Annotated in this window: 15 protein-coding genes and 16 tRNA genes; 12 read left to right on the top strand and 19 right to left on the bottom strand. The window is 38.3% G+C overall.

The window, feature by feature from the left end:
- Positions 1-29: 29 nt before the first annotated feature.
- The 11 genes from GQR45_RS19585 to GQR45_RS19635 all read right to left on the bottom strand — a co-directional run bounded on the left by GQR45_RS19585 (position 30) and on the right by GQR45_RS19635 (position 15,636).
- Positions 30-1,270 (bottom strand): IS3 family transposase gene (locus GQR45_RS19585; protein WP_240920078.1). Its coding sequence is split into 2 segments (ribosomal slippage): positions 30-907 and positions 907-1,270, totalling 1,242 coding nucleotides; the frame shifts between segments, so codons are not numbered across the junction.
- Between the two features lie 99 nt (positions 1,271-1,369).
- Positions 1,370-4,102, bottom strand: coding sequence for a poly(beta-D-mannuronate) lyase (locus GQR45_RS19590; RefSeq protein ID WP_165726817.1), 2,733 nt, complete (start codon positions 4,100-4,102; stop codon positions 1,370-1,372).
- 462 nt (positions 4,103-4,564) lie between these two features.
- Positions 4,565-5,527, bottom strand: coding sequence for a class 1 fructose-bisphosphatase (locus GQR45_RS19595; protein ID WP_165726818.1), 963 nt, complete (start codon positions 5,525-5,527; stop codon positions 4,565-4,567).
- On the bottom strand, positions 5,524-6,606 hold the full coding sequence (gene fbaA / locus GQR45_RS19600) for a class II fructose-bisphosphate aldolase (protein ID WP_007585332.1): 1,083 nt from the start codon (positions 6,604-6,606) through the stop codon (positions 5,524-5,526). Before fbaA ends, GQR45_RS19595 begins: the two co-directional genes overlap by 4 nt.
- Positions 6,607-6,620: 14 nt before the next feature.
- Complete coding sequence (gene eda, locus GQR45_RS19605) at positions 6,621-7,238, bottom strand: bifunctional 4-hydroxy-2-oxoglutarate aldolase/2-dehydro-3-deoxy-phosphogluconate aldolase (RefSeq protein ID WP_165726819.1); 618 nt, start codon at positions 7,236-7,238, stop codon at positions 6,621-6,623.
- Positions 7,239-7,467: 229 nt separating this feature from the next.
- The gene (locus GQR45_RS19610; RefSeq protein WP_165726820.1) at positions 7,468-8,400 is read right to left on the bottom strand and encodes a sugar kinase; all 933 of its coding nucleotides are present in this window, start codon (positions 8,398-8,400) and stop codon (positions 7,468-7,470) included.
- 74 nt (positions 8,401-8,474) lie between these two features.
- Positions 8,475-9,782 (bottom strand): MFS transporter, encoded by a 1,308-nt coding sequence (locus GQR45_RS19615; protein ID WP_165726821.1) that lies wholly within the window; start codon positions 9,780-9,782, stop codon positions 8,475-8,477.
- A 2-nt stretch (positions 9,783-9,784) separates the two neighbouring features.
- Complete coding sequence (locus tag GQR45_RS19620) at positions 9,785-10,129, bottom strand: cupin domain-containing protein (RefSeq protein ID WP_002962963.1); 345 nt, start codon at positions 10,127-10,129, stop codon at positions 9,785-9,787.
- A gap of 5 nt (positions 10,130-10,134) precedes the next feature.
- Entirely contained in the window at positions 10,135-12,345 is a 2,211-nt protein-coding gene (locus tag GQR45_RS19625) for a heparinase II/III family protein (protein ID WP_165726822.1), read from the bottom strand.
- Positions 12,346-12,350: 5 nt separating this feature from the next.
- Positions 12,351-14,609, bottom strand: a complete 2,259-nt coding sequence (locus GQR45_RS19630; protein WP_165726823.1) for a polysaccharide lyase 6 family protein — start codon at positions 14,607-14,609, stop codon at positions 12,351-12,353.
- A gap of 148 nt (positions 14,610-14,757) precedes the next feature.
- Entirely contained in the window at positions 14,758-15,636 is an 879-nt protein-coding gene (locus GQR45_RS19635) for an NAD(P)-dependent oxidoreductase (protein ID WP_007585320.1), read from the bottom strand.
- A 647-nt stretch (positions 15,637-16,283) separates the two neighbouring features.
- Here GQR45_RS19635 and gloA point away from each other — a divergent pair.
- Positions 16,284-16,685: a lactoylglutathione lyase gene (gene gloA, locus GQR45_RS19640; protein ID WP_165726824.1), complete on the top strand. Its 402-nt coding sequence runs from the start codon at positions 16,284-16,286 to the stop codon at positions 16,683-16,685.
- Between the two features lie 284 nt (positions 16,686-16,969).
- Here gloA and GQR45_RS19645 read toward each other — a convergent pair whose 3' ends face one another.
- The 8 genes from GQR45_RS19645 to GQR45_RS19680 form a co-directional block, all read right to left on the bottom strand.
- Entirely contained in the window at positions 16,970-17,236 is a 267-nt protein-coding gene (locus GQR45_RS19645) for a DksA/TraR family C4-type zinc finger protein (protein ID WP_024591534.1), read from the bottom strand.
- Between the two features lie 249 nt (positions 17,237-17,485).
- Complete coding sequence (locus GQR45_RS19650) at positions 17,486-20,353, bottom strand: pitrilysin family protein (protein WP_165726825.1); 2,868 nt, start codon at positions 20,351-20,353, stop codon at positions 17,486-17,488.
- 282 nt (positions 20,354-20,635) lie between these two features.
- Positions 20,636-20,711, bottom strand: a tRNA-Glu gene (locus GQR45_RS19655).
- A gap of 182 nt (positions 20,712-20,893) precedes the next feature.
- Positions 20,894-20,969, bottom strand: a tRNA-Glu gene (locus tag GQR45_RS19660).
- 182 nt (positions 20,970-21,151) lie between these two features.
- Positions 21,152-21,227 (bottom strand) — tRNA-Glu (locus tag GQR45_RS19665).
- Between the two features lie 93 nt (positions 21,228-21,320).
- Positions 21,321-21,396, bottom strand: a tRNA-Glu gene (locus tag GQR45_RS19670).
- A gap of 144 nt (positions 21,397-21,540) precedes the next feature.
- Positions 21,541-21,616, bottom strand: a tRNA-Glu gene (locus tag GQR45_RS19675).
- A gap of 37 nt (positions 21,617-21,653) precedes the next feature.
- Positions 21,654-21,729 (bottom strand) — tRNA-Ala (locus GQR45_RS19680).
- 1,169 nt (positions 21,730-22,898) lie between these two features.
- Here GQR45_RS19680 and GQR45_RS19685 point away from each other — a divergent pair.
- The 11 genes from GQR45_RS19685 (at position 22,899) to GQR45_RS19735 (ending at position 26,754) form a co-directional block, all read left to right on the top strand.
- Positions 22,899-22,974, top strand: a tRNA-Val gene (locus GQR45_RS19685).
- Positions 22,975-23,126: 152 nt separating this feature from the next.
- Positions 23,127-23,202, top strand: a tRNA-Val gene (locus tag GQR45_RS19690).
- A 155-nt stretch (positions 23,203-23,357) separates the two neighbouring features.
- Positions 23,358-23,433, top strand: a tRNA-Val gene (locus GQR45_RS19695).
- A 153-nt stretch (positions 23,434-23,586) separates the two neighbouring features.
- A tRNA-Val gene (locus tag GQR45_RS19700) sits at positions 23,587-23,662 on the top strand.
- Positions 23,663-23,710: 48 nt separating this feature from the next.
- Positions 23,711-23,786 (top strand) — tRNA-Val (locus GQR45_RS19705).
- Positions 23,787-23,938: 152 nt separating this feature from the next.
- Positions 23,939-24,014 (top strand) — tRNA-Val (locus GQR45_RS19710).
- 62 nt (positions 24,015-24,076) lie between these two features.
- Positions 24,077-24,152: transfer RNA gene (locus tag GQR45_RS19715), tRNA-Val, on the top strand.
- A 133-nt stretch (positions 24,153-24,285) separates the two neighbouring features.
- A tRNA-Val gene (locus GQR45_RS19720) sits at positions 24,286-24,361 on the top strand.
- Between the two features lie 32 nt (positions 24,362-24,393).
- Positions 24,394-24,469, top strand: a tRNA-Val gene (locus GQR45_RS19725).
- Between the two features lie 62 nt (positions 24,470-24,531).
- A tRNA-Val gene (locus tag GQR45_RS19730) sits at positions 24,532-24,607 on the top strand.
- A 500-nt stretch (positions 24,608-25,107) separates the two neighbouring features.
- Positions 25,108-26,754, top strand: a complete 1,647-nt coding sequence (locus GQR45_RS19735) for a tetratricopeptide repeat-containing response regulator (RefSeq protein ID WP_165726826.1) — start codon at positions 25,108-25,110, stop codon at positions 26,752-26,754.
- The last annotated feature ends 2 nt before the right edge of the window (positions 26,755-26,756 follow it).

Raw genomic sequence — 26,756 nt, forward strand, 5'->3', positions numbered from 1 at the left:
ATGTCCCGTCCTAAAATACGTTGACGGTTTTAATTGAAGGCCAGTAGCTTTTGCTCCTGGCTTTTTTTGTGCACTTGGTTTGGTGTTTTCATTCCCAAACTCAAATGCGGCCTCATTTCATTGTATATTAATATTGATTCTTCGACGAGTTCACGTAGCTCTTTTAGATTTTGGCATTTATAGAGTAAGAACTCCTGCTTCAATATGCCGTTAATACGCTCCGCCAGTGCATTTTGATAGCAGTCATAGCCATCGGTCATTGATGGAATAATGCCATTTTCATTAAGCTTTATTTGATATACCTGCGAGCAATACTGCAACCCTCTATCTGAATGATGAATCGTACTACATTGATACTGACGATTATTGATTGTCATATCTAATGCCTTAACAACATCTGTCGCCTTCATTTCATCACTGAGTTCATAACCCATAATTTTGCGACTATACGCATCAGTTACTAGCGATAGATAGTGAACACCTTGCTCTGATTGAACATAGGTTATATCGCTTACAAAAACCTCTTCTGGCCGCGATGGTTGCACATCTTTTAGCAAGTTAGGATGCTTTTTCATCCAATGTTTACTAAAAGTAGTTTTAATGTAACTACGCTTAGGTTTAACCAATAAACGTTCATTTTTCAAATAACTAAAAAAAGCGTCTCGACCTAAACTTATGCCTCGCTCTATGAATTTTGGTTTAAGTAAAAAATACAACTTTCTTCCACCTAAGCGCGGCATAAAACGTCGTATTTCCAATACCATCGCTTTAACTGGTGCTAGTTCAATAGCACGCAGTTTAGCTCTGCTCTCTCGTTGATATATCGCTTGTCTCGTTATACCAAGCAGCATGCAAGCACGTTCTAAGCTAACTATTTTTTGCTTTTGAAGGCTTCTTGCTCCTTGGCAATATACTTTTTTCGAAGGCTTGTTCCATGCTCAGCGTCAAGGATATTAACCACTTCATTGAGTAACAGGTTACGTAAGTGCTCATCTTCAAGCTCTCGCTCGAGGCGTTTTATTTTTTGAGCGGGACTTTCTTTGGCTTTAGGTGATGTAGGCATAGTTATCTTAGGTGATTGAGTCCAATCCATCTTACCGTGTTTTCTTAACCAAGTAAGCACGGTAGAACGACCTTGTATGCCATAAATTTTTTGGGCTTGTTTATAAGTCATATCGCCTTTTTCTACAGCGTCGACAACTTGTAATTTAAAGCCTAATGAATAATCTCGTTGTGTTCGTTTGATCGGTGTATTATTTGACTTGGTCATAATAAATCCTAAATGTGTAAACACATTTCAGGACGAGACATAAATAATAAAAAAGCCCCAAATTTGGGGCTTTTAAAAGTTAACTGATTAATTGGTTATTTAATCGTTTTGTATTTTCCATGTAGATCCAACACCGACTTCAGATGACTGAATATAATGAAGACCTTTAGCACCCGCCTCTGCCTGAAGGCCTGCAGGGTCAGTTTCTAATAACGTACTTGTTGCTGTAACGTACTCAAGTACTTCTTTGCCATTAGTTGCTGGGTCTTGGTCAATTGCACCATCAGTATCGAATGCGCCATTACCGTTTAGCTTTCTAATTTCAACCCAGTCACCGCTTGCATCGCCTGATACTCGACTATCCATATAACCAAAGTTGTTACTTAGCACCGAACTATCATGATTAATTAAGTCACAGTCATATTCAAAAGCATGGTCACTATCAAGTGTATTTGGGTAAAATAGGCCTTGAGTTGTAGCACTGCTGTTTATTGTATCTGCGTCTGTTTGATCGCCTAAACCGTTTGCAATTAAATTTCCATTAAAGTTGATAACAAACGCATTTTTGGTTAGGCCGTATAGTACCGGTGCATTCGCTGCGGTTAACTCATCACAGTCACCAACAGGAGCGCGAGAACCAATTTCCGTACTAAATACAATAGGTTGCTGTGAGTTCAAAACCGTATTGTTTGTTACATTTAGTGTAAAGTCGCCAGCGCTATCAAGCACAGCTTGGTTACCAGAATTTGGCACACCGCCGTCAGCTTGCGAAAATGGGTTAGCTGTGAATACAATACCGCCTGCTTCTTTATTACCAGAACGAATACCTGCAATATAGTTGTTACTCACGGTGTGACCAAGTGGTGTAATCATCACGCCAGCAGGTCTATCGCTTGAGCTTGCAATATCTGTAGTACGAATAATAATGTTGTCTGTAACACTATTAAATCCACCATCTTCTAATGAAATACCACCATTAGGATTTACGATTGTATTGCCTTTGATGGTTGCACCAGAAGTTTGTACACGCATTAAACGACGACCCGTTACAAAGTTTTCTACGCGGTTATACTGAATAGTAAAGTTTGCGTTATCAGCTGCACCGCTACCCGTTGTACTACCTGCATTGATTAAGTATAAACTTGATTGATCAAAGTTTGGATTATCACTGTCACTAAATAAATTATATTGAATAACGTGATCAGAGCTTGATGATGATATTTTTATCACAGACCCTTTTTCTGCTACATTTCGATTAGAGAATGTATTTCGCTCAACCAACGCGCTTTGACCTTTTATCATCAGCCAATGGTATTCAGAGTTATTGAGTGTAGCTTCTTCTCCATCCATCGTGTTTTGCGAAAAAGTAAAGTTATCGCCTTCTGAGTAAATAACAGCACCTTCTTCGGCTTCACAAAATGCACCCGTTTTAGTATCTATATTCTTAAAGGTAAGCCCTGTTAATCCAGCGCCATCTACTCCAGCAGCTACATGCACACATACTTCACCGCTAAGTACAGGAGTTTGACCTTCTACAGCGCGAAGCGTTACTGCACTGGTTAATAAAATTGCGTCCATATCAGCATAAACACCGGTGTTTAAGCCAATAACATCACCATCAGCTAAACCACCACTTATAGCACCAAGGAGTGCTTCAGGGTTACTAACTAATTGTGTGTAAACCAATGTATCAAGTGAGTTTGTAACCTCACTCGCAAAACCATCGTTATCTGTATACGTAGCTTTTACCGACATTATTGAGCCAGCGTAAGCAGAAGGTGTAAATGTTTTACTATTACTGTCGGCTACTTCAACGCCATCAGCAGACCAAGTATAAGTAACGTTTGCCTCTTCAACACCGTTGTTATCAGTTATCTCAGCGGTTAACTCGCCACTTGTCAAATAAGGCGCTACGCCCATAATGGCGACGCTACCGGCTTCGTCAACCGCAACAGCAGAAACAGCAATTGTTTCCTCTGATGTATTATCCTCGATAAATCCATTATCATCTGTGTAAGCAACTTGAACACTTATCTTTTGACCTAAAAGTGATGCATCAACTGTAAAGGTGCTTTGTGTTGCGCCATCTATCTCTTGTGCGTCAGCAAGCCATTGGTAAGTAATATCTCCTGTTGCCCCGTCGGTATCAGCAACTTCTGCTGTTAATATATTACCAACGGTTGGCGTGCCACTAATTGTAACTTCGCCTTCTGAGTTTGTTCGTGCTACAACCTCTGTACCCGTTGAAGTCACAGACTCGTTAAACCCACGGCTATCTTCAAAAGATGCACTAACTGTTATAACTGTACCAAACTGTGCGTTTGTTAACGTGAGCGTTAAAAGTGCTTCATCTGCAATCTCTATGTCATCAGCAAACCATTTATAAGTTACTGTATCGCCATCAAAGCCATTTTCGTCAGCTACATTGGCTGTTAGTTGCGAACCAACTAGAGCGTCGCCCGTAATAGTTAAACTTGCAGGGAATGCGATTGCGGCAACATCTGCGGTTGGATCTGTAATATGCGATTCATTGATACCGCCATCATCGGTATAAAGCCCTTGAACTGTAATTGGTAACCCTATCTGATCGTCAGTCAGTGTAAACGAAGCGCTATTTGCACCTGTAATTGCCTCACCATCTGCATACCAATAGTAAGTCACGTCACCTGAGATACCATCAGGGTCACTAACTTCAGCTGTTAATGTTTGTCCGCTTGTAACAGTTCCACTAAGAGCAATAGAGCCCAAGTTGTTGTCATTGTTGTTTGAGTTTGTGTCACAACCAACTATTGCAGCTGCAATAGCGCATAGCGCAAAATGTTTTAATTTCATGGTGGCTCTATTCTCCAAATTTATGGTTTTAATATTTGGTTATCTATTGTGTGTGTTACCAAATAAATCATGCGTTTATTACCAAATTCATTTAAATTGCAAATAAATTGTTAACCAACTTGGTAATATAACCATAATAAAATAACTTTTTCCACTATATCCACCCAATTAAATAACAACAAATAAACATAAAGTTAACCCTGTACTGTTATCGCAGGTCAAAAATTGAATTCAATCATGCACAATTACTGCGAAAATACATAACCTTAGAGTAAAAAATTGGTTTTACATGGGGTTAAGTAAATCAGATTTATTTAATATATATGAAGTATTCTTATTTGAAGACTATAAGAAAATTAAGAAATGAAGTGAATTTGTATAAAAAGGATTATTTACAGAGAGAATGAAAAATAAGGGTAAAAAAGGGGCTATTTTCTTGCCCCTTTTTTATTAAGTACTGGTTTATAAAATAGCGTTATTATAAAACTCTACAGGCTCATTTGAGCCCAAAGCAACAGGCACACGTTGATGCAAGCTAGTTGGCGCAATATCTAAAATACGCGTTCCTCTAGAGGTTGCTTTACCACCTGCGTTTTCAACTAAAAGCGCTAACGGGTTTGCTTCATAAAGCAGTCTTATTTTTCCGTTATCGTTACCACTGCGTTTATCTTGCGGATACAAAAATAACCCGCCTCGGCATAATATACGATGAACGTCGCCTACCATCGCTGCATTCCAACGCATTGAGCTTTTTTCAAAGCTTTCACAGGTGTAAAGCAATTTATCAAAATACACTTGTGTCGGTTCGTCCCAATAACGGTAGTTAGCCATATTAACGGCAAATTCACGACTCAGCTCTGGCACACTTAACTGCTTATTTGTCAGTAGATAACCGCCATGCGTTGAGTCTAATGTATAACAACGCGTTGGACCGCCAGTACTCATTACAAGTAATGATGAAGGGCCGTATAACACATAGCCTGCACATACTTGATTTACACCAGGCTGACTAAATTGCTCGTCGCTGTCGAAGGCAACATCATCACGGGCTAAGTAAATAGTAAATATAGTGCCTATTTGCCCATTAACATCAATATTAGAAGAGCCATCTAGTGGGTCAAAAGCAACAATAAACTTACCTTCAGGATGGCCACCTACCGCATGATCTTCTTCCTCTGATGCAACTGATCGAACGCTGCTGTCGTCAAGTAGTATGTCTTTAAGTAGTTGGTTTGCAATTACATCTAGCTTTTTTTGAACTTCACCTTGGATGTTTTCATTCAATGTTGAACCTAAAACACCGGCTAATTCACCTTGGCTTACTCGAAAAGCAATTTCTTTACTGGTCGCTAAAATTGTGCGAATAAGTAAAATAAGATCGGTATCTACACCGTCTTCTTTTAATACTGTATTTAGTCTTTTCATGCGCTATACCTATTTACACAATTTAGATCGTCAAAGCATTGCTCTAGTCTTGCAACCATACTTTGCTCTGAATGACGCAACCATACGCGAGGGTCATAGTATTTTTTGTTTGGCTTATCATCCCCATCAGGGTTACCAATTTGCTCTTGTAGGTATGCTTGGTTATCTTTGTAGTAGTCTAAAATACCTGTCCAACACGCCCATTGCGTATCGGTATCAATATTCATTTTAACTACACCATAGGTTAAAGACTCTGCAATTTTATCGTACTCAGAACCACTACCACCATGAAATACAAAGTTAATTGAGTTGCTTGGTAGATTAAATTTTTCTGATACGTAAGCTTGTGAATCTTTTAAAATAGTTGGTGTAAGAACAACGTTTCCTGGCTTATATACACCGTGAACATTGCCAAAAGACGCTGCAATTATAAAGTTAGGGCTAATACGACTTAAACGTTCGTAAGCAAATGCAACATCTTCAGGCTGAGTGTATAAAGAAGAGCTGTCTAGGTGTGAGTTATCAACACCGTCCTCTTCGCCGCCCGTGCAGCCAAGCTCAATTTCAAGCGTCATACCTATTTTTGCCATACGCGTTAAGTAACGTTCACAAATTTCGATATTTTCTTCCAAAGGCTCTTCTGACAAATCAATCATATGCGAGCTAAACAGTGGTTTGCCAGTCAGTTCAAAGTGTCTTTCACCTTCATCAAGCAAACCATCAATCCAAGGTAGTAGCTTTTTAGCTGCGTGATCAGTATGAAGCATTACTGCTACTTCATAATGTGCTGCCACTGAATGTACATATCTTGCAGCACTTACCGCCCCAAGCACTGCTGATTGTTGCTCTGGTAAAGATAAGCTTTTACCACAAAAAAATTGAGCTCCACCATTAGAAAGCTGAATAATAACGGGCGAGTTTTTCTTTTTAGCAGCTTCTAGCGTCGCATTTATAGATGTTGTACTAACAACATTTACCGCTGGCAACGCATATTGATTAGTACGCGCATGTTCATACACAGCACTTACTTCATCGCCAACGATTACGCCTGGCAGTATTGTTGGGGCTAAATAATTCATTTATGAAATCCTTTCTATTTTAAAGCCTGGATACAAGAATCAGTAATTGCTTGCCAACTTTCTTGTTCAACCCACTCTTTTTTCGCTATCCAAGTACCGCCAACGGCGAATACATTATTTAAAGAAAGATAGTCCATTTTGTTACTTTCGCTAACGCCGCCTGTAGGGCAAAAGCTGACTGCTCTAAATACTGACGACACAGCTGATACAAAAGGAGCGCCACCGGCAAGCGATGCTGGGAATAATTTTTGCTCTTCAAAGCCATATTCAAGCGCCATTAAAATATCACCGGTGTTTGATACACCAGGAAGTACCGGCACATTACATTTAGCAAGAGCAGTAAGTAGCGCAGGAGACACCGCTGGCGTTACAATAAAGTCAGAACCCGCTTCAAGTGCTTGCTCTAAAATGTCAGTATTTATGACTGTACCCGCACCGACTTTTAGCTCTGGCACTTGTGCCTTAATAGCTTTTAATGCTTCTAAAGAAGCCTCTGTTCTTAGTACTACTTCAACTAAAGTAAGGCCAGCGTTAGCCATAGCTTTCGCTATTTGAACACCTTGCTCTGGCGTATCAGCTTGAATTATAGGTAGCAGTGTTTGTCCTGACATAAGTTCAGAAAAGCGAGTCATAACGTTGTTCCTTTATAAAAAGTAATGCGGCCGAGGTATGGCGGCCTTTAATGTTTAATTATTTTGTTATACCAATTGCATTAAATTAATGAGCTATTATAGCGACAAGAAAATAGCTCAATAACAAGGCTAAAATTATGATACATAGTTGTTCTATATAAATAATTTTTAACGTAGTTAGTGAGTTATTTAATACGCTAAGGTGATCATGTTTTTAATAAAATTGGTATCAGATACCAGCTTCAACCATTGCTAGCTGAAATATATCTTTTGGAGCAATAGCGCCTGGCTGTTGTATAACCGCACCGGCGGCTTTTGCAGCAAGTTGTACAGCACTTGAAATTGATTTATCAGATAAACGAGCACCTAAATAAACACCGTTAAAGGCATCGCCTGCTGATGTTGTATCTACAACGTTTTTGACCGGTACAATAGTGTGGCTTTGAAGCGTATCGCCCTCTTTTGTCACTACCGATTCAGGGCCATTTTTAACAACAATTTCTTCAATTTGGTAAGGTTTTAAATATTCAACAACCGCTTCTACGCTATGAACGTCATAAAGTGTTGTTAAATCTTCAACGCCAGGTAGGGTAATATCTGCAAGCGTAAAGGCTAAATGATATTGCTCTTTAGTTTCCTCTACACTATTCCACAAACGCGCTCTGTAGTTAGGATCAAAAACTATTTTTACCCCAGCATCTTTGAGCTGCTCTACAACTTTCCAAAAATGCTCACGTGCACTTTCTTCAATTATTGCTAATGAAATTCCTGAAAAGAAAAACATATCACCTTGGCTAAGCTGCTCGAGTGCATCAGCATCTAAAAAATCGACAACCTTTTTAGCTGCAGAATCATTACGCCAATAAATAAAGCTACGCTCACCATGCTCATCGGTTTCTATGTAATACATGCCAGGTACTTTGGTATCGTGAGCAAATACGAGTTGTGTATTTATTTGTTCACTTTCAAAGCGTTCTAGCATTTTTTTACTTAAATTATCTTGACCTAAAGCCGTAACAACCGAAGTAGTAACCTGCGGGAAGCAACGTTTTAAATACACTGCAGAATTATAAACATCGCCTGCAAATGATTGGTGTAGTGTGGCTGCGCTCATAGCTCTAAGCTCGACCATGCATTCACCGATAAAGTAAATATTTTTCATCTTGGAAGTTACCCTATGTAGTTAACTGCTATGCGCTTATACAAAACATGTTGGCATAGCAGTTATTATCTAGATTATTGAGGCTTTTTAAGAGGTTCTATTTTTGGAATTAAAATCCAAACAGCTGCCATTGCTATAATGGCTAAAGAAGCACCAATAACAAATGCTGGCGTATAATTACCATCAGCAGTAAGAATAGGCACAAGCGATGTAAGGCCTACAGCACCAAGTTTTGCCGCCATACCAGAGAAACCTGATAATGTACCTACAGCTTTTTTGCCTAACAAATCACTTGGTAGTGTTTGCACGTTACCAATTGCAGTTTGAAAACCAAATAATATAACAGCCATAATTAGTACCGCTGTCGTTGGTCCGCCTGGATTTGCCATTGCAAGTAATGCAGGTAACATAATTAAACAGCCCAGCGTTATAGTTAGCTTACGTGTTTTATCTGTATTCCAACCGGCTTTGAGTCGGTTTTGAGCTAATAAGCCACCAAACCAAGCACCAAACATAGCGCCAACATAAGGTACCCAACCATATATACCAATAGACTTAACATCCATGCCGTATACTTCGTTTAGGTAAATAGGTATCCAAAAAACAAATAACCACCAAATAGGGTCAATCGCAGCAGAGGCAATAATTACACCCCAGCTTTGCTTACGAGAAAGTAACTCAGCAGTTGAAGGGTTATATTCTTCTTCTTCTTCGCCTGTTACATCGCCATTATCATCAACACGTCTTTGACCTGTTAAGATATATTCACGCTCTTCGGCAGTAAGCCAAGGATGAGAGCTAGGCGGCGCTTTAACCAAAATTAACCAAGGCACTAACCAAAGAAAACCTAATACGCCCACAAAAACAAACACCATTTGCCAGCTAAAGTAGATAGTTAAATAAGCAATTAAAGGAATAGCAATAATACCGCCAATAGCAGCGCCAGAGTTAAAAATACCCTGTGCTAAGGCACGCTCTTTAGTAGGAAACCATTCAGCATTACCTTTAGCTGCGCCCGGCCAGTTACCGGCTTCTGCTACACCTAAGATTGCGCGAAAAATACTAAGGCTAAGTACACCTTGTGCAAATGCATGTGCAACGGTTGCAATAGACCAAACACCTATCGATAAAACAAAACCGAAGCGTGTGCCTACCCAGTCAAATATTTTACCAAATATGGCTTGACCAAATGCATAAGCAAATACAAACACAATTGAAATATTAGCGTATATTTGTTTGCGTTCTAGCGCTGATTCATCAGGAAATAAATCTTCAACAATGTCCGGCCAAAGCACACTAAGTGCTTGACGGTCGATATAGTTAATAATGGTAGCTAGCGCAATTAGCGCTATAACCCACCAACGTAAGCCTTTAAGTTGCATAATTAATCCTCAAGAAAGTCTTCACGCGCTGGGCTAAAAGTATCAATCAGGATTCCGCCTGTTGGGCAGGTAGCTCCATGATCAGCAAATGGTGGGATTAAGCAGCTATCACCCGGTTTTAAGATTTTAGTTACGCCATCAATGTTAAAGTGGAACTCACCTTCAACAACATACGTTACTTGAGAATGTCTGTGAGCATGGTTATAACCAATAGCCCCTTTCTCAAACCAAATTTTAACAGCCATTAGCTCTTCGTTATAACCTAGCATTTGACGTTTTAGACCATTTCCTAAATCTTCAATTTCGGTCTCGTTGCCAAATGAAAAGTTTGCGCTTTGCTTTTGCATCCTATTTACTCCTGATTATTGTTCATCATATAAACGCCTAATCGGCCATTTAAAGTGAACTCTTTATTTTGATAATTGAATGTATTTTTAGCTGAGGTTGGTGCTTTATTAATAGCCACTAAATATGACTTGCCTTTAATATCAAGTTCAACAAGTGTTAAATCGCCCTGCTGACTATATTCAAGCTTTGTAACTCTACTAACAGCTTCTAACGTATATTCTTTACTTGGATTGTATTCACCGTGAGGCTCTAATACAGATATAAATTTATGATGCTTTTGACCCTCAACACGACGAATAAAACCGTTTTCGTTGCGTAAGTTAAAATCAGGGTCGTTTGCGCCTATTTGAGTAAACAAAAAAGACTCATCACCTTTAACCAAACTCGTTTGCGTATAAAAGCGACCATTTTCGTTTAACCACGTTACTTTAGCTAAACCACTTTGAGGTTGCGCTTGAGCTTTAAGCCATAGATGCTGGTAGCCATTTTTAGTACCTAATGCAGACAGTTGTGTTGCATTTGCTTTTAGCTCAAAGCTGGTATCTATAAGCTGACCTTTATAATGCAAAGGCAAATCAAGCTGATGTGCTTTATTTGCTGCAACATCAAATATATCAAGTGCAACTGTGCTTTGTAGTTCAGGTAAGTTAATAAGTGCAAGCGTACGCTCAAGATCAACGCCTATATAAGCTGTGCTTATTTCGCCGCTTGAAACCGTGCCGTATTGATTCGTTTCGAAAAAGTTAAGTGTAGGGTAATTACTATTTCCTACTTCAACATTTGCATTAAAATGCGTTGTTTCGTCAACCACTACCGTATTGTGCGCAACAGTGTGTTTAGCGTAAGTTTCGTTTTCAGGTAAATAACGACCGCCGTATTTAGCTTCTACATTTAAAAAACGTGCAGCGCCATAATCAGAGACAATTTCATTACCGTGGTCGTAAAACTGCCATGTTAGTTTATCAAAATGACCGTGACCTAAGCCTTGTGCAGCAGGTTTAAATAGCAGTGCTTGATCGCCACCTACCTGCGTTCTCATTACAACTAGAGCACCTTGTTTACCGTCATTACCATCGCCGAAGGCAACAGATTTAAACGAATAAGGTTTTGCCATGTTGTTATCAAGTGCTTGAGCTACTTTTAGTCCATCACCAGAGAGAATTATTTGGTCTTGTTGCTTAGCAATATCTAAATAACCCGCATCGTTGGTTAAGCCATATGCTGCCGTTACACCATTAACTAACTCAATGGTATCGATACCTTTACTTTTTATTGCATCGTTAATTGGGAAAAACAAACCGTTGTAGCTAAGTTGAATCGTCGTATCAATCGCTTTTAATAATATGCCATCGCGATATTCAAAGATTTTTCGTTGTGGTTCGTTGTTTTCAATCGCTTTAGCAAACGTAACAAAGGGTAATAGTGCAAAGCGTTGATAGTAAGGACCTTCGTTATAGTAACCTTGTGGTGAAAACAGCATCTCTAGCTGCTTAATAAAGCCACCTTTACCCGACTTTTCTAAATCGTATAATGATTTTTCTACCCACTCAGGTTCACCTAATACATACCCAGCCATGCCAACACCCGCTGTTGCCCATGTTCCATGGTTATGTACTTTATTAAATGTAGAGGGTTGGCCTACTGATGTGAACAACGAAACAGGACGTAGTAAGTCATCCTCGATTGTTTTAATGTTATCGGCATTTAACGAGTCATGAATTAGATCATAAGCTTGTATTGTGTACACAAGCCACATTGCTTCATTAAGACTTTGCCAAAAAAACTTACCTGGATTTTGCGAGTCCATTTTACGTTTTGGATGCAGACCAAGCGTTGGATATAATTTTGCATACTCAAGCAACATATCACGCACGTAATTTGCATATTTATCATCTTGGCTTAGTTGATAAATGATGCCTGCGTTATACATAAGCTGATAATTTTTTTTGTGGCGTTCATGTGTATAACCACCACCACCATCTTTTGGTACAGGTACCGCAATTGGTTGAGCTATTTGTTCGTCTACTTGCGCTTTTAATAGCTCAAACGCAGTAGAAAATTTACCTTCGCTGCCTATTGCTTGGCGCATATGACTTACGTCATCAGTAGTAATTACTAAGTTTGGGTGCGCTGCATGCGCACCCAATGATGTAAGTAATGTAAGTGCTGCTACAGCCGCTATTTTAAAACCTGTTTGGCATTTTAATAAGTACATAGTATTTACCCTGCCTTATTTAAAATGTTGTTATTTTTTAATACTGCTGTATGTGGGCCTTTAACTCTTAGTTCTTTAACACTTGGTGCTTTGGTTGCATCAAATGTATTGTCTGAGATTTCAGTTTTAGGCTCGCCTACTGTGTGCTCTGCAACAATAGGAGCAGATTTAACAAATTTATTATCTTTGATATTAGTAACCTGAACACCGTGAACATAAATGCTCGCTTGCTCTTTGTTACGCTTACCAAGGCCAACGTTATTAAGCGTGTTATTTGTCATTTCAAAATGAGGGCCAAATGTACTTTCATCAGTACCACCACGGTAAAGCTTAAGTACACCACCTTGCACATCATTAAATGTATTATTATTTACAATAACGTATTCCGCGTTATAGACACCTAAGTCTTCAATTTCAGTATTTAGACGTAAAATGTCACCGGTTACTGTATTAAAGGTATTACCTGTAATAATAATTTCGTCAGCCATTGCACCTTTACCAGTGATAAAGAAATGGAATGAATGATTAATATCTAAAGCATTTAACACTGAGTTGGTCATTACAAAGCGGTAATTATCAACCATACCCCATTTTTGCGTACGAACAATGCTGTTACCTATTGCATCTGGCGCGTTTTCACCTGAAATAGATAAACCATCTAGTTTTAAGCTGCCGCCATCATGTATTTCAAACAAGGTAGAGCGTTGAAAAGTAAGTTTAGACTTTGTGTTCTGCTTTGCTTTAATTGTCAACGTTTTATCAATTTTAACCAGTTTAGAAACATCATACTGGCCAGGCGCTAGTTCTAGAACATCGCCCGACTCTGCATTATCAATAGCGTCTAGTAATGCACTTACATCAGCTTTAACAGAATGTGTCTTACCAGAATCAAACTCAACAAGTGCTGGTACTTTTGCATACCAGCTAACACCGGTATCTTCTTTTTTAAGTACTTTTAAGTCGCGTTTTGCACCTACATTTAAACTTTTAGATGTTGGGTAAAGTAGACCATTACTTGCTTTTTTAAGCGTGATTTTTTCTTTTTTTACACCGTACGTTAACTCAGAAAGTACTTTTGTATCAGCAATGTTGTTACTTAGTACCAGCCCGCTTACATCATCAAATGTTGTAAATGGCTGTTCACCATCTTGATTTATGATTAAGTTGTTTTTCATTACGCTATCTTTAGGTGCAGCGCTACGCTCAGCATCGCTACCAGCGGCAAGTTGAATATGACGCACATTTATAAATGTGTTGTTTTCAATTGTCGTATTTTCAACTTGGTGATAACGATTTATAGATGAATTTGGTACGCCGTTCATCACAGTAAAGCCACTGCCAAAACGATACCCTGTTAGACCTTGTAGGTAGTTATTTCTTACAATTTGGTCTTTATTGATAACGCGAATACCACCTGTGTGGTCAACACCATTACCAATAAAAATATTTTCTTCTATAAGGTTACCGTTACCATGGCGCAGCGTTAATGTACCGCGCGCTTCATAAAATACGTTATTACGAAGAATGTTTTTGCCTGACTTAACCGAAACAATTTCTACTTCACCATTGGTGCGTTCAAAATAGTTATTTTCTACCAATGTATGTGAATCAGTTAATGAGTAATGGCTGGTGCCAATACGAAGGGTTTCACCACCGTTTGAACCAAAAGTTGGACGGTAGCCAAAATAGTTGTTGTCTATGCGGTGATAGTTTTCCTGACTTGCTTGAGTGTTTAAACGAACAGCAACTGTCACACCTTTATTTCGTTTGCCAACTAAATGACTATGATCAAAGCGGTTATGTTGTCCATATAATGCAACCCAATAATCAGACTCTCGTTTGTCTGGATTACTGTAATTATCGATTACTGTTTGAGTAACTCGTGAATTGTAGGCTAATTCATTTTTATTTTTACGAAACTCTATTACAGCTGAGCTCGGTGTGTAGCCGTCTTTAAATACTAAACCTGAGGCTTCAAGGTATTTACCTGCAAGTCTTAGGTTCGATTGACCCGATAAAATTACTTTACCGTTAGTTTCAGCGGTCAATAAAATAGGAGAGTTTTTTGTACCTTGGCCTTCAAGTAGGATTTCGAAGTCAGACCAAGTACCATTTTTAAGTACTACTTTGTCGCCAGCAACTAGATTAGCTGCGATATCATTAAAAGCTTGTTTACTTTCTACAAAATAATCTTTGGCCGCTATTTGTGTGGATATGCAACCGATGAGAACTAGACTAAGCTTTATTGTGTTAATCAAACGCATAGTTAACTCTTTTTCGTTGTGACTGAAAGTAGTGCTTCATCAGAATTTAAAAAAGCTGACATTGCACAAAGACTTTAGTCAATTGGTGTCATGTGTGTTAAAGCGCCTTAAGCCAAAAGCTTAAAGCGCTCAATAAGGTCGAGAAGTATTACTTTTCTAGCTTTTTGAAGTAATCAAAAATTTCAGGAACGTTACCTTGACCCATACCAGCGTCAAACGCTGCTTGTAGGTTAGCTGATGAACCTTCAGCGATTTTTGATTCAGTACCTAGGTCTTCTACCATTTGTAGGAAGTAGCCTAAATCTTTGTTTGCATTAGCAATCGAGAAACCAAGGTCGCTAACATTATCAACTGCATAGTTTTTACAAAATTGCATAAACGGTGAATTAGATGGACCAGTCGACATGATGTCAAAAAGTTGTTGACGGTCAACACCAGCAAGCTCTGCAACTGCAAATGCTTGTGACATAGCACATACTGTAGTCATGCCCATGAAGTTGTTGATAAGCTTAGTTGTATGACCTGCACCTAGCTCGCCAAGATGGAAAACGTTTTCACCTTGATCTTCTAGTACTGGTTTAACTTTATTGAATGTATCAATATCGCCTGCAGCCATGATGTTTAAAAGGCCGTCTTTAGCATGTGCTGGTGTACGACCAAGAGGAGCATCAATCATGCCTGCGCCTTTAGCTGCTAAATCAGCACCAATTTTTTTAGTAGATGATGGAATAGAAGTACCAAAATCAACTAGTACTGCACCTTCTTTAATACCCGCTAGGATACCGTCTTCTGCATAAATGATTTTTTCTACAACGGCAGAAGTTGTAAGACAAAACATAACAATATCTGAACCTTCAGCTAGCTCTTTAGCAGTGCTTGCTGTTTTTGCGCCTCTAGCGACACATGCTGCAACCGCATCTTTGCTAAGGTCCATAACAATTAGCTCATAGCCTTTGTTTTGTAAATTTTCGGCCATGTTGCCGCCCATTAAGCCTAAGCCGATGAAACCGATGACTGGTTTTGACATGAATAACTCCTAAATATGTGGCGCATACTTTTATAAGAACAAGTAAAATCTACTTTAAAATACGCTGTGTCTTTGTTTCAATTTGTAGAGTAACTTTAAGCTTGAGTTATTTATAAATTAACCTGTGCAAAACGTAACTCTGATTAATTACCAATACATTGTATTCACTCAAACCAAGCAACTTACCAATTGGTATGCAAAAACTGTATTACCATACGCCTTTTTTGTCAACCAATAAGTTAACCAAGTAAATCCCATATTTTTACAAATTACATACAAATGAATTTAATATCAATTAAAAACAAACAGTTAGATATCAAAAACCCAATCAGGCATAGGTTAACTTTTGTTGAACAATCAGTAACTTTTTTTATACTAATAGGTTGACCAATAATTGAGTGTTCTTTATTTAAATATGCAAAATTCAATAAAATGGTTCATTAATTGGTAATTTACAATTGATGTTATTGGTAAAATTATAAGGATCATACGTCAACAGCTTCCAACTCTAAATGGTATTGAGGTTGTGATTTGTACGTAACGCCTACATATATGGCTAATACATATAAAAACCACAAAATGCGCTTAATAATAGCGCTTAGTTAAAAATATACTGAACTTTGAAAAATCACTAAAGGAACTGAATAATGCGTTTATTACATACTATGCTGCGTGTTGCGGATTTAGATAAATCAATTGCTTTTTATACTGAAGTATTAGGTATGAAAGAATTACGCAGAGCTGATAACAGTGAATACAGATACACTCTTGCTTTTATTGGATATGGCGAGGAAGCAGATAATACAGTATTAGAGTTAACTTATAACTGGGACGAAGATAGCTACGACCTGGGTAATGGATATGGTCATATTGCCATTGAGTTTGATGATATTTACAAGGCCTGTGCTGATATTAGAGCAGTCGGTGGTAATGTTAGTCGTGAACCTGGATCAGTAAAAGGCGGCACTACTGAAATTGCTTTTGTAAAAGACCCTGATGGCTATGCAATTGAGCTAATTCAGAAAAAAGATGACATAAGTAAATTTTAAATTACCTACCAACTAATTCAAGTTATAACAATTTGCTTAATGCCAATCTGCTTATATATGGAGTCTATTTAACGTTAAGAAAATTACGCTAGGACTAGGCAAAAATTTTTGTATCTAGTTGTTCTAAATAAAAAATTTTTAACGACGTTATAGTGCAATTTAATTCGTTAAATTGATCAAAGATTTATGCTGGTTGGTATAACTATGGAGGGGTTTAATTTTATAAATTGTTCAAATATTTATGCAGATTGGTATTAAGTAAAAAGGTGCTTTTCAGCACCTTTTTAACGCAACTGACTATCTTTACTGCCACGTCTATTAAACGATTTAGCGCTAGCATCATTACCTTCTATTGCAGCTTGACATGCAACACAGTAGCGCACTCCTGGTAACGCGAGTCTTCGTGCTTGTGGGATTTTCTCATCGCACTCATCACATAGCTCTGCACTTGCGCCAGATATTAAATTGCTTCTTGCATACTGTACGGCGTCATTAACACTCGCATCAATTTGATCTTGAATTGCACCGTCTCGTGCCCATCCACTTGCCATAAATCCTCCTAATAAAGTTGGATGTTTAAATTCATGCTACCAAATCGAATCTTTATAAGTACTGAATAAAAGAGCTAGGAATGTGATGCCCTTTGAAGGTTTAAGCTACGAAACTATATTTTATATCTGGTGGAAAGATGCTGTAGTTGCTCCTTGTAATCTACTTCACAAAAAGTTCAACACTCTACAATTAGGCAAAAAAAAGCAGCTAAAAAAGCTGCTTTATAATTCCAATGATTTATTTAAATATTAAAGGCTGTAGTCAACAACCTTCATACCTAATTTTTCGAGCTCTGGACGAAGTGTTTTAGCATCACCCACTACTAAATAAATCATGTCTTTAGTATTTAAGTGTTTTTTAGCTAAGGCGTTAACTTCTTCTTTGCTAATATTGCTAACAATCTCATTTCTTTCTTTTACAAAGCTAGGTTTTAAATCGAACTCTAATATTTGTGCTAAAAAGCCAAGTTTTGCATTAGGCGTTTCGTATTTAAGCGCATCTTTTTGATTGATAGCCTTACGCATAAACATAAGCTCTTCGTCAGTGACACCGTTTTGAGCATAGTTATTAAGCTCATTAGTAAACTCTGTAATAGACGCTGCAGTAGAGTCGGCTCTCACCGCTGCAGAAGCGGTAAAGCCACCTGATGTTTTATCACCCCAGAAACGAGAGCGAGCACCGTAAGTGTAGCCTTTATCTTCTCGTAAATTTAAATTGATACGGCTGTTAAACGTGCCACCAAGTGCAAAGTTCATCAAGTTAGCTTTAAAGAACTCACCTGTAATATCTTCAACCATATCGCGTTTACCAATACGAATTTCTGATTGAGGAGCGTCTGGTTTATCAACCAAATAAATTACATTAGTTTCTACTTTAGGTTCACTGAAATCAACCGCTACTAAGCTCGATTTACCTTTCCAATTTGTAAGTGTAGCTTTAACTTTTGGTTCAATTGTTGACTCTTTTAAATCAGAAACAATAATTACTTGAGCGCCCTGCGGTTTAAAGTTTGCGCTATAAAAAGCTTTAACGTCAGCAAGTGTAATAGCCTCTATACTATTAAGCGTTCCAGTACTTGGAAGTGCAGCTATATTGTTGCCATATAGTAATTTACTATATGTATTAGATGCTAAATACCCAGCATCCTTCATTGAATGTTGAATATTTTGAATGATTTGCTTTTTATTACGCTCAAAGTCATCTGCATTAAATGCTGGTTTAAATAACTTTTCTTCGACAAGCTTTAGCGTTGCATCTACATTCTTGGTTAAGCTAGAAACATACACATTTGTATGTGTTTTATCTGAGTAGATACTTACCTGGCTACCTAGTTTTTCAAGCGCGTTACTCATCTGCTCTGTAGTGTAGTTTTGCGTTGACTCGCTCATTAACGATGCAGTTATTGATGATAAACCCACTTTACTAGCTTGCTCACTGTACAGGCCACCCGGAACTTTAATGAAAATAGCGGTAGTTGGCGTTTCTGTACTTTGAGTACCTAATATTTTAATACCGTTTTCGGTCTTAGTTTGCCAAAGAGTAGGAACATCAACAGCAGGATTTGCGCCGGCCTCTGGATGAGCACTTCGATCAAATGTATCAACAGCTCTTCGTGCCACTAAATCATCAGCTGAAGTTGTAGATGGACCTCCAAAATCATGCGATTTAGGCGTAAAGTTGTCTGGAGCAGCTATAAGTTGAGTTTGCCCTTCTGGTACAACACTCATAATAACGGCAGATTTACCTTTGATATATTGATTAAAAACACGCATAACATCAGCTTTTGTAACTTTGTTATAACGTGCAATCTCATCTTTAGCTGAATTTGGGTTACCTGTAAACGTTTCTGACGCGGCTAGTTGAGAGACTTTTCCTGATACGCTTTGCAGACCAAAAATTGCACCAGATTCTATTTTAGCTTTTACTTTATCTAAATCATCATGTGTAACGCCACGCTCTTCAAATTCAACAAATGAATCACGAATGATTTTTTCCATATCAGCTAACGTTTTCCCTGCTGTAGGATTTGGTAAAGCATAAAGACTAATTGAACACGCTAACTCTTGGCATGGATGATTTGCACTTGCTTGAACAGCAAGTTGAGTTTTAACTAAGTTTTTGTATAGTAGTGAATTATTACCACCACCCAATATTTCAGCAAGTATATCAAGAGGTGCTTCATCTTCAGAGCGAGCGTAAGTAGTTGGGAAACTCATACTTAATAAAGGTAAATGTACCTTATCTTCCATTGAAATATATCTATCAGCATCTAGTGTTACAGCTGTTTTTTCTACTGTAGGGATTTCAGGGCCTTTTGGAATTGGTGCAAAGTATTTAGTAACTAATGGCAGTATTTCATTAGCGTTGATATCGCCACCAATAGTAAGCGTTGCATTATTAGGACCATACCACTTTAAAAAGAATGCTTTTAAATCATTTACATTTACGCGATTAAGATCGTCCATAAAACCAATTACTGGCCATGAATATGGATGACCATCTGGATACATCGCTTGAGCAACACGTTCACCTAAACGACCATAAGGGCGATTATCAACACGTTGGCCGCGCTCATTTTTTACTGTTTCGCGTTGTACTTCAAATTTTTCTTGGGTTACAGCATCGAGTAAAAAGCCCATTCGATCAGCTTCTAGCCACAACATTTTTTCTAATTGATTTACAGGTACTGTTTCAAAATAATTTGTTCTATCTGAGTTAGTTGTACCATTTAAAGTACCGCCTGCTTCAGATATTATTTTAAAATGTTCCTCATCAGCAACATTCTCTGAACCTTGAAACATCATATGCTCAAAAAAGTGAGCAAAGCCTGACTTACCCAACTCTTCGCGAGCAGAACCAACGTGGTATGTTACATCAACGTGTACTAAGGGATCTGAATGATCCTCATGCACAATTACAGTTAAACCGTTATCTAGTTTATATTTTTTATACGGTATGTTGATTTCACCTGCATTAGATTTCACTGACTCAATAAGTGTAACGCCAGGAATTGATGTTTCTGTAACAATATTTTTATCAACAGCTTGAGTTGAGCTATTACATGCAGCCAACCCTGATGCAAGTAAAACAGCAAGTGCAATTTTTGTGAGTTTCATTTTTTAGTCCATATTTAAATTAACTCAATGAGTTTAAAGACTAATTAAAAGTACAACAAGGAATATGGAGCGATTATGGGTTTGGTTTTGTAACAAAGTGTAAATAGATTGATATAAAAATGAAGTGTGAAATGACGGTGTTAATTTGTGGTTTTATTCTAATAACACTGCACTTCCCTATCTAAGTAGTAAATGACATAGCTAAGAGATTGATACTCTTAATAACATCGTGCATATAGAGTGTTATGTAACACTGCTTTATACAATACTTAAAATAGTAAGTGGCGTCCCCAAGGGGATTCGAACCCCTGTTACCGCCGTGAAAGGGCGGTGTCCTAGGCCTCTAGACGATGGGGACACATAAATGTGTCACTAGGACAACTGAATTTTTAGACTCGTTTCAGGCGAGCTTTCTTAATAACACTTCACTTTCCTATTAAAAATAAGTAAGTGGCGTCCCCAAGAGATTAGTACTCTTGATAACGTCGTGCATAGAGAGTGCGGTGTCACACTGCTTTACACAATACTTAAAATAGTAAGTGGCGTCCCCAAGGGGATTCGAACCCCTGTTACCGCCGTGAAAGGGCGGTGTCCTAGGCCTCTAGACGATGGGGACACATAAATGTGTCACTAGGACAACTGAACTTTTAGACTCGTTTCAGACGAGCTTTCTTAATAACACTTCACTTCCCTATTAAAAATAAGTAAGTGGCGTCCCCAAGAGATTAGTACTCTTGATAACGTCGTGCATAGAGAGTGCGGTGTCACACTGCTTTACACAATACTTAAAATAGTAAGTGGCGTCCCCAAGGGGATTCGAACCCCTGTTACCGCCGTGAAAGGGCGGTGTCCTAGGCCTCTAGACGATGGGGACACATAAATGTGTCACTAGGACAACTGAATTTTTAGACTCGTTTCAGGCGAGCTTTCTTAATAACACTTCACTTTCCTATTAAAAATAAGTAAGTGGCGTCCCCAAGGGGATTCGAACCCCTGTTACCGCCGTGAAAGGGCGGTGTCCTAGGCCTCTAGACGATGGGGACACATAAATGTGTCACTAGGACAGTTGATAAGTTTAACTCACATCATGAGCTTTAAGGTAATTGCGTTTAATACAAGTAAAGACTCGAGCTTTAATTGTGACGCTATTTTCTCGGTAAAACCGCCTTTAACTAATAAAAGTTAAGTGGCGTCCCCAAGGGGATTCGAACCCCTGTTACCGCCGTGAAAGGGCGGTGTCCTAGGCCTCTAGACGATGGGGACACAGAAAACTGCTACCCTAGGACAAAACACTAATTTTTGGTGGAGCCATGCGGGATCGAACCGCAGACCTCTTCACTGCCAGCGAAGCGCTCTCCCAGCTGAGCTATGGCCCCAACTTAATCAATACCCGCCGTGATAAACACATCGTGTATCGCTTAGTGCGGGGCGCATTCTATGCACCACCCAAAATAAAGTCAACAGTTTTTTACCTAGCTTTATTTAAATGGTTTAATTTTCAACAAACTGGCTATCAAGCGTGCTAAAAAATACAATTTGAATAAGATTCTAGCCCTACTGCTTATAATAACATCACTATATCGCAGCGAATACTTAACAACACCCTACTCCCCTATTTAATGCAACAAAATTGCATCAAAGCAAAGGTATACATTTATATGCAAATTGAACTTATCTAAAAACTACCAATTAAGGCCCCGCCAATCGCCTTAATCTTTTAAAAGTTACAATTGCTTATAATAACCAAAACTTAAATGTGGATTTGAGAGTGCCCACTGCCTTTACTTGCTTAATAACCAGCGTAACTCGTACTCAAAAACTCGATTATTGTTTGAAGAACATTTTTTAAAGAGCATTGTAGCTTCGTAATGCTATGTACAAAACTTTAGGGCGTGTTGATCTTTGGTGGGTGAATTTGCAGCAGTATGTTTGGTTTTTAGGCAAGGCAGAGCCTATGTAGTTTGGTTATTACCCATGAATAGGCGATAACGCCGCATAAAGTCCAAACATGCGCTGCCCTTTGGGTTCAATCCTCAAAGGTCAACACGCACTAGTTATATGTGATCTATTTAGTCTTAATCCGAAGGCTATTAGTGAAGTATGAGTATTTACGATTTGGCTAGGTTGGCTTATAAAAATAAAGTAAGTACAAAAATAGAGTTTAGAATGCTGAAAATAGCATTTGTTTTGGGGAGTTTAGATTAAATTCATTTTTAAAGGACCGCTCTATTCACTAAATAACTCGCCCTAATATTAATCCATCTTGCTCATAATCATAAAAACGACTCCAGTAAAAAAAACAATAAGTATCGTGAAGCTAAATTTAAGATTAATAAAATACAATTCCCTACTCACTTTTAGGAGCTTATTAGGTGCTTAATTGAACTGCAATATCAAATTTGATGATAAAATAGACTTCAACCATATCCTATTGTTTATAAAACCTTCATTCAGCACATTTTTATCATTCAAGTGTTGACACATTTCCAACTCTATCTATAATAGCGCCCCACAACAACGCAGCAATGCAATGTTGTTTAGATGTGGGTGATTAGCTCAGTTGGGAGAGCATCGCCCTTACAAGGCGAGGGTCACTGGTTCAAGTCCAGTATCACCCACCACTTTTTAATTAAAGTGTTCACATCTAAATTCTATATGGGTCCTAAGCTCAATTAGAAAATAGAGAGCATTACCGCTACTTACAAGTAACGGCGATGTTCACTGGTTAAAGTCCAGTACTATTTTTTTAATAGTAGCGTTTTAATTTATATGTGGGTGATTAGCTCAGTTGGGAGAGCATCGCCCTTACAAGGCGAGGGTCACTGGTTCAAGTCCAGTATCACCCACCACATATAAAACCTATTATATAATAGTCGTGTTTTAAAATTGTAATATGGGTCGTTAGCTCAGTTACAAGAAAAGAGAGCATCACCGCATTTTATAAAAGATGGCGAAGTTCACTGGTTAAAGTCCAGTACTATCTATATGTAGTAGCATGTAATATGGGTCGTTAGCTCAGTTGGGAGAGCATCGCCCTTACAAGGCGAGGGTCACTGGTTCAAGTCCAGTACGACCCACCATTCTTAGAATGGTGCATATTACAAGAAAATCTAAATGGGTCGTTAGCTCAGTTAGAAAAAAGAGAACATTACCGCTATTTACAAGTAACGGCGAGGTTCACTGGTTAAAGTCCAGTACTATTTATTTCAATAGTAGCGTTTTAATTTATATGTGGGTGATTAGCTCAGTTGGGAGAGCATCGCCCTTACAAGGCGAGGGTCACTGGTTCAAGTCCAGTATCACCCACCACATATAAACCTATTATTATATCAATAGTCGCGTTTTAAAATTTAATATGGGTCGTTAGCTCAGTTGGGAGAGCATCGCCCTTACAAGGCGAGGGTCACTGGTTCAAGTCCAGTACCACCCACCACTTTTTAATTAAAGTGTTCACATCTAAATTCTATATGGGTCCTAAGCTCAATTAGAAAATAGAGAGCATTACCGCTACTTACAAGTAACGGCGATGTTCACTGGTTAAAGTCCAGTACTATTTTTTTAATAGTAGCGTTTTAATTTATATGTGGGTGATTAGCTCAGTTGGGAGAGCATCGCCCTTACAAGGCGAGGGTCACTGGTTCAAGTCCAGTATCACCCACCAAATTACATCAAGTGGTTAATTTGATAATAAAGAATTAAATAACAGGCATACCTATTATATGTGGGTGATTAGCTCAGTTGGGAGAGCATCGCCCTTACAAGGCGAGGGTCACTGGTTCAAGTCCAGTATCACCCACCACATATAAATACCATCAGACAACCTCTCTANGAGCATCGCCCTTACAAGGCGAGGGTCACTGGTTCAAGTCCAGTATCACCCACCACATATAAACCTATTATTATATCAATAGTCGCGTTTTAAAATTTAATATGGGTCGTTAGCTCAGTTGGGAGAGCATCGCCCTTACAAGGCGAGGGTCACTGGTTCAAGTCCAGTACGACCCACCATTCCTAGAATGGTGAATATTAAAATGTAATTTGGGTGATTAGCTCAGTTGGGAGAGCATCGCCCTTACAAGGCGAGGGTCACTGGTTCAAGTCCAGTATCACCCACCAAATTACATCAAGTGGTTAATTTGATAATAAAGAATTAAATAACAGGCATACCTATTATATGTGGGTGATTAGCTCAGTTGGGAGAGCATCGCCCTTACAAGGCGAGGGTCACTGGTTCAAGTCCAGTATCACCCACCACATATAAATACCATCAGACAACCTCTCTAGTAATAACTCTTTCTTCGCGTATTAAATACATTTAAGAACTTTATAAAAACTCAATATATAAATCGTATGTAATTAACTTAGCCGTAAGAAAAAGAGCATCGCCACCCTTTACAAATAATGGCGAGGGTCACTGGTATCAAGCCAAGTAATCAGACAACTCTTTAAATGACAACTTCTCTAGTAATAACTCTTTTCCCATATTAAATACGTTTAATTCCTCTTTTTACCTTAAATACATTTCATATTTTTATTAAAATCTAAATTTCCATATCAAAGCACTCATCAAATATAGCGTTATCAATTTTACTTATTTAGTTTTTAATTATGTTATTCGGCTCAGTACCTTCGTAGTTAGATAAACGTATTAGGCAAAGTTAAATACCTAATAAATACAGCTATCATTTAAATTCCCTTGTAAGGAGTTAAACTGTTGATTATAGTCTGTGTTAAATACAATTACGCTTAAGCCAATGCCAACTAAGATTTATTCAAAAGCCAAAATACTTATAGTAGAGGAGCAGCCACTTGCTCAAAGCTATATGAAACAATCGTTAGAAAGGCTTGGCTTTCGACAGTTGCGCTTTGCTGATCATGCAAATTCTGCAAAAGAGCAGTGTTTAAGTGAAGAATTTGATCTAATCGTTTGCTCATTCAACTTAAATAAACACCAAGATGGCTACCAGCTTTATGAAGAGCTACGTGTAAAGCAACTCATAAAAAGCTCGACTGGCTTTATTTTTATCTCAGCAGAAACAAGTGGCTCACTCGTTCATAGTGTTCTTGAGCTGCAACCAGATGACTTTTTAGTTAAACCTTTTACAGTACAAGAGCTTAAAATACGTATTGAACGAATCTTAAAGCGTAAACACGACTTACAAACAGTGTATTCATTAATTGATGATGGTAACGATTCAAAAGCTATTAAGTTTATTGATACCGCTCTGGATAAAAAAAATAATAATTACAGCCCTATCCTACTTCGCTTAAAAGGTGATGCCTTACTTCGCTTAAAGCGCGCTCAAGATGCGAAAGACTTTTTTAAGTCTGTTCTCGACATTCAAAAATTTGCTTGGGCAAAAGTAGGCTTAGTAGAAGCACTTATAGCGAATAACGAACATATTTTGGCGCAGCGAATGCTCAAAACAATGTTAGAGCGCCAAGAAACTCGTTTAGTAGCCCTTGATTTGTTGGGCAGATTAGAAATAAAGCTAAATCAGTTTGAGCTAGCACAAAGCTTTTTAAGCCAAGCTGCAGAAATTGCACCGCGAAATATTACACGCCAAAAATCGCTAAGTAATGTGTCGCTAATTAATCACGACTACGAAAAAAGCTATTTAACTCAAAAAGATATAGCCACCTTTGCAAAACACTCAATACACGACCACCCCGATGTATATTTGAATGCAGCACGTGCAGGTATCGACTTTGCGCTAACGACTGATCAAACCGATCAAATTCAACGAATTTCTAGGCAAACCAATCAGTACATTAATGATTTAAAAAAACAGTTTCCTAATAATACAAATCAAGCTCAAATTGATGTACTTAATGCACGACTCCATTACTTAAAAGACGAGCATCAAAAAGCGAAAAAGCTAATTGAACAACTTGATGATGACGATACTCATATCCGATCGGTTGATGGCGCACTTGATAAAGCAAAAGCATTTCATGAACTGGGGTTTCATCAAAAGGCGCAAACCTTATTCACACAAATAATTAGCCACTGTGAAAGACATCCCGCAGTTAGCGACACAACTTACTTACGTTATATTCAGCAGCAGCAAAGTGAGCGACGCGATATTAAAATGGGTCCAAAAGAGCTTAATAATCATGCTGTTAGTCAATTTAATAAAGGCCAATTAAATACTGCGTTGGAAGCTTTTACACAAGCGTTTAGAGTCATGCCTCGTAATCAAAGTATCGCACTTAATTTATTACAGTGCCTATTTGATTCAACTAAGCAATCTGGCAGCTCATTTAATATGGATCTTGCTAGAAGGTGCTACGCCCTTCTTGATAAAACTAAATTACAAGCAGATCAGGCGCAGCGTTTAGATAAGATTTTGCACATAGCAAAAGAAATGAATTTAGATATTCAAAGCGCTAGTAAATAAAA

It is taken from the genome of Pseudoalteromonas sp. SA25 (assembly GCF_011378705.1).
Lineage (GTDB): Bacteria > Pseudomonadota > Gammaproteobacteria > Enterobacterales > Alteromonadaceae > Pseudoalteromonas > Pseudoalteromonas arctica.

Excerpts from the sequence above, each read along its gene's own strand:
- GQR45_RS19590 (WP_165726817.1), bottom strand. The coding sequence starts at position 4,102 with ATGAAATTAAAACATTTTGCGCTATGCGCTATTGCAGCTGCAATAGTT.
- GQR45_RS19595 (WP_165726818.1), bottom strand. The coding sequence starts at position 5,527 with ATGAAAAGACTAAATACAGTATTAAAAGAAGACGGTGTAGATACCGAT.
- fbaA (WP_007585332.1), bottom strand. The coding sequence starts at position 6,606 with ATGAATTATTTAGCCCCAACAATACTGCCAGGCGTAATCGTTGGCGAT.
- eda (WP_165726819.1), bottom strand. The coding sequence starts at position 7,238 with ATGACTCGCTTTTCTGAACTTATGTCAGGACAAACACTGCTACCTATA.
- GQR45_RS19610 (WP_165726820.1), bottom strand. The coding sequence starts at position 8,400 with ATGAAAAATATTTACTTTATCGGTGAATGCATGGTCGAGCTTAGAGCT.
- GQR45_RS19615 (WP_165726821.1), bottom strand. The coding sequence starts at position 9,782 with ATGCAACTTAAAGGCTTACGTTGGTGGGTTATAGCGCTAATTGCGCTA.
- GQR45_RS19620 (WP_002962963.1), bottom strand. The coding sequence starts at position 10,129 with ATGCAAAAGCAAAGCGCAAACTTTTCATTTGGCAACGAGACCGAAATT.
- GQR45_RS19625 (WP_165726822.1), bottom strand. The coding sequence starts at position 12,345 with ATGTACTTATTAAAATGCCAAACAGGTTTTAAAATAGCGGCTGTAGCA.
- GQR45_RS19630 (WP_165726823.1), bottom strand. The coding sequence starts at position 14,609 with ATGCGTTTGATTAACACAATAAAGCTTAGTCTAGTTCTCATCGGTTGC.
- GQR45_RS19635 (WP_007585320.1), bottom strand. The coding sequence starts at position 15,636 with ATGTCAAAACCAGTCATCGGTTTCATCGGCTTAGGCTTAATGGGCGGC.
- gloA (WP_165726824.1), top strand. The coding sequence starts at position 16,284 with ATGCGTTTATTACATACTATGCTGCGTGTTGCGGATTTAGATAAATCA.
- GQR45_RS19645 (WP_024591534.1), bottom strand. The coding sequence starts at position 17,236 with ATGGCAAGTGGATGGGCACGAGACGGTGCAATTCAAGATCAAATTGAT.
- GQR45_RS19650 (WP_165726825.1), bottom strand. The coding sequence starts at position 20,353 with ATGAAACTCACAAAAATTGCACTTGCTGTTTTACTTGCATCAGGGTTG.
- GQR45_RS19735 (WP_165726826.1), top strand. The coding sequence starts at position 25,108 with ATGCCAACTAAGATTTATTCAAAAGCCAAAATACTTATAGTAGAGGAG.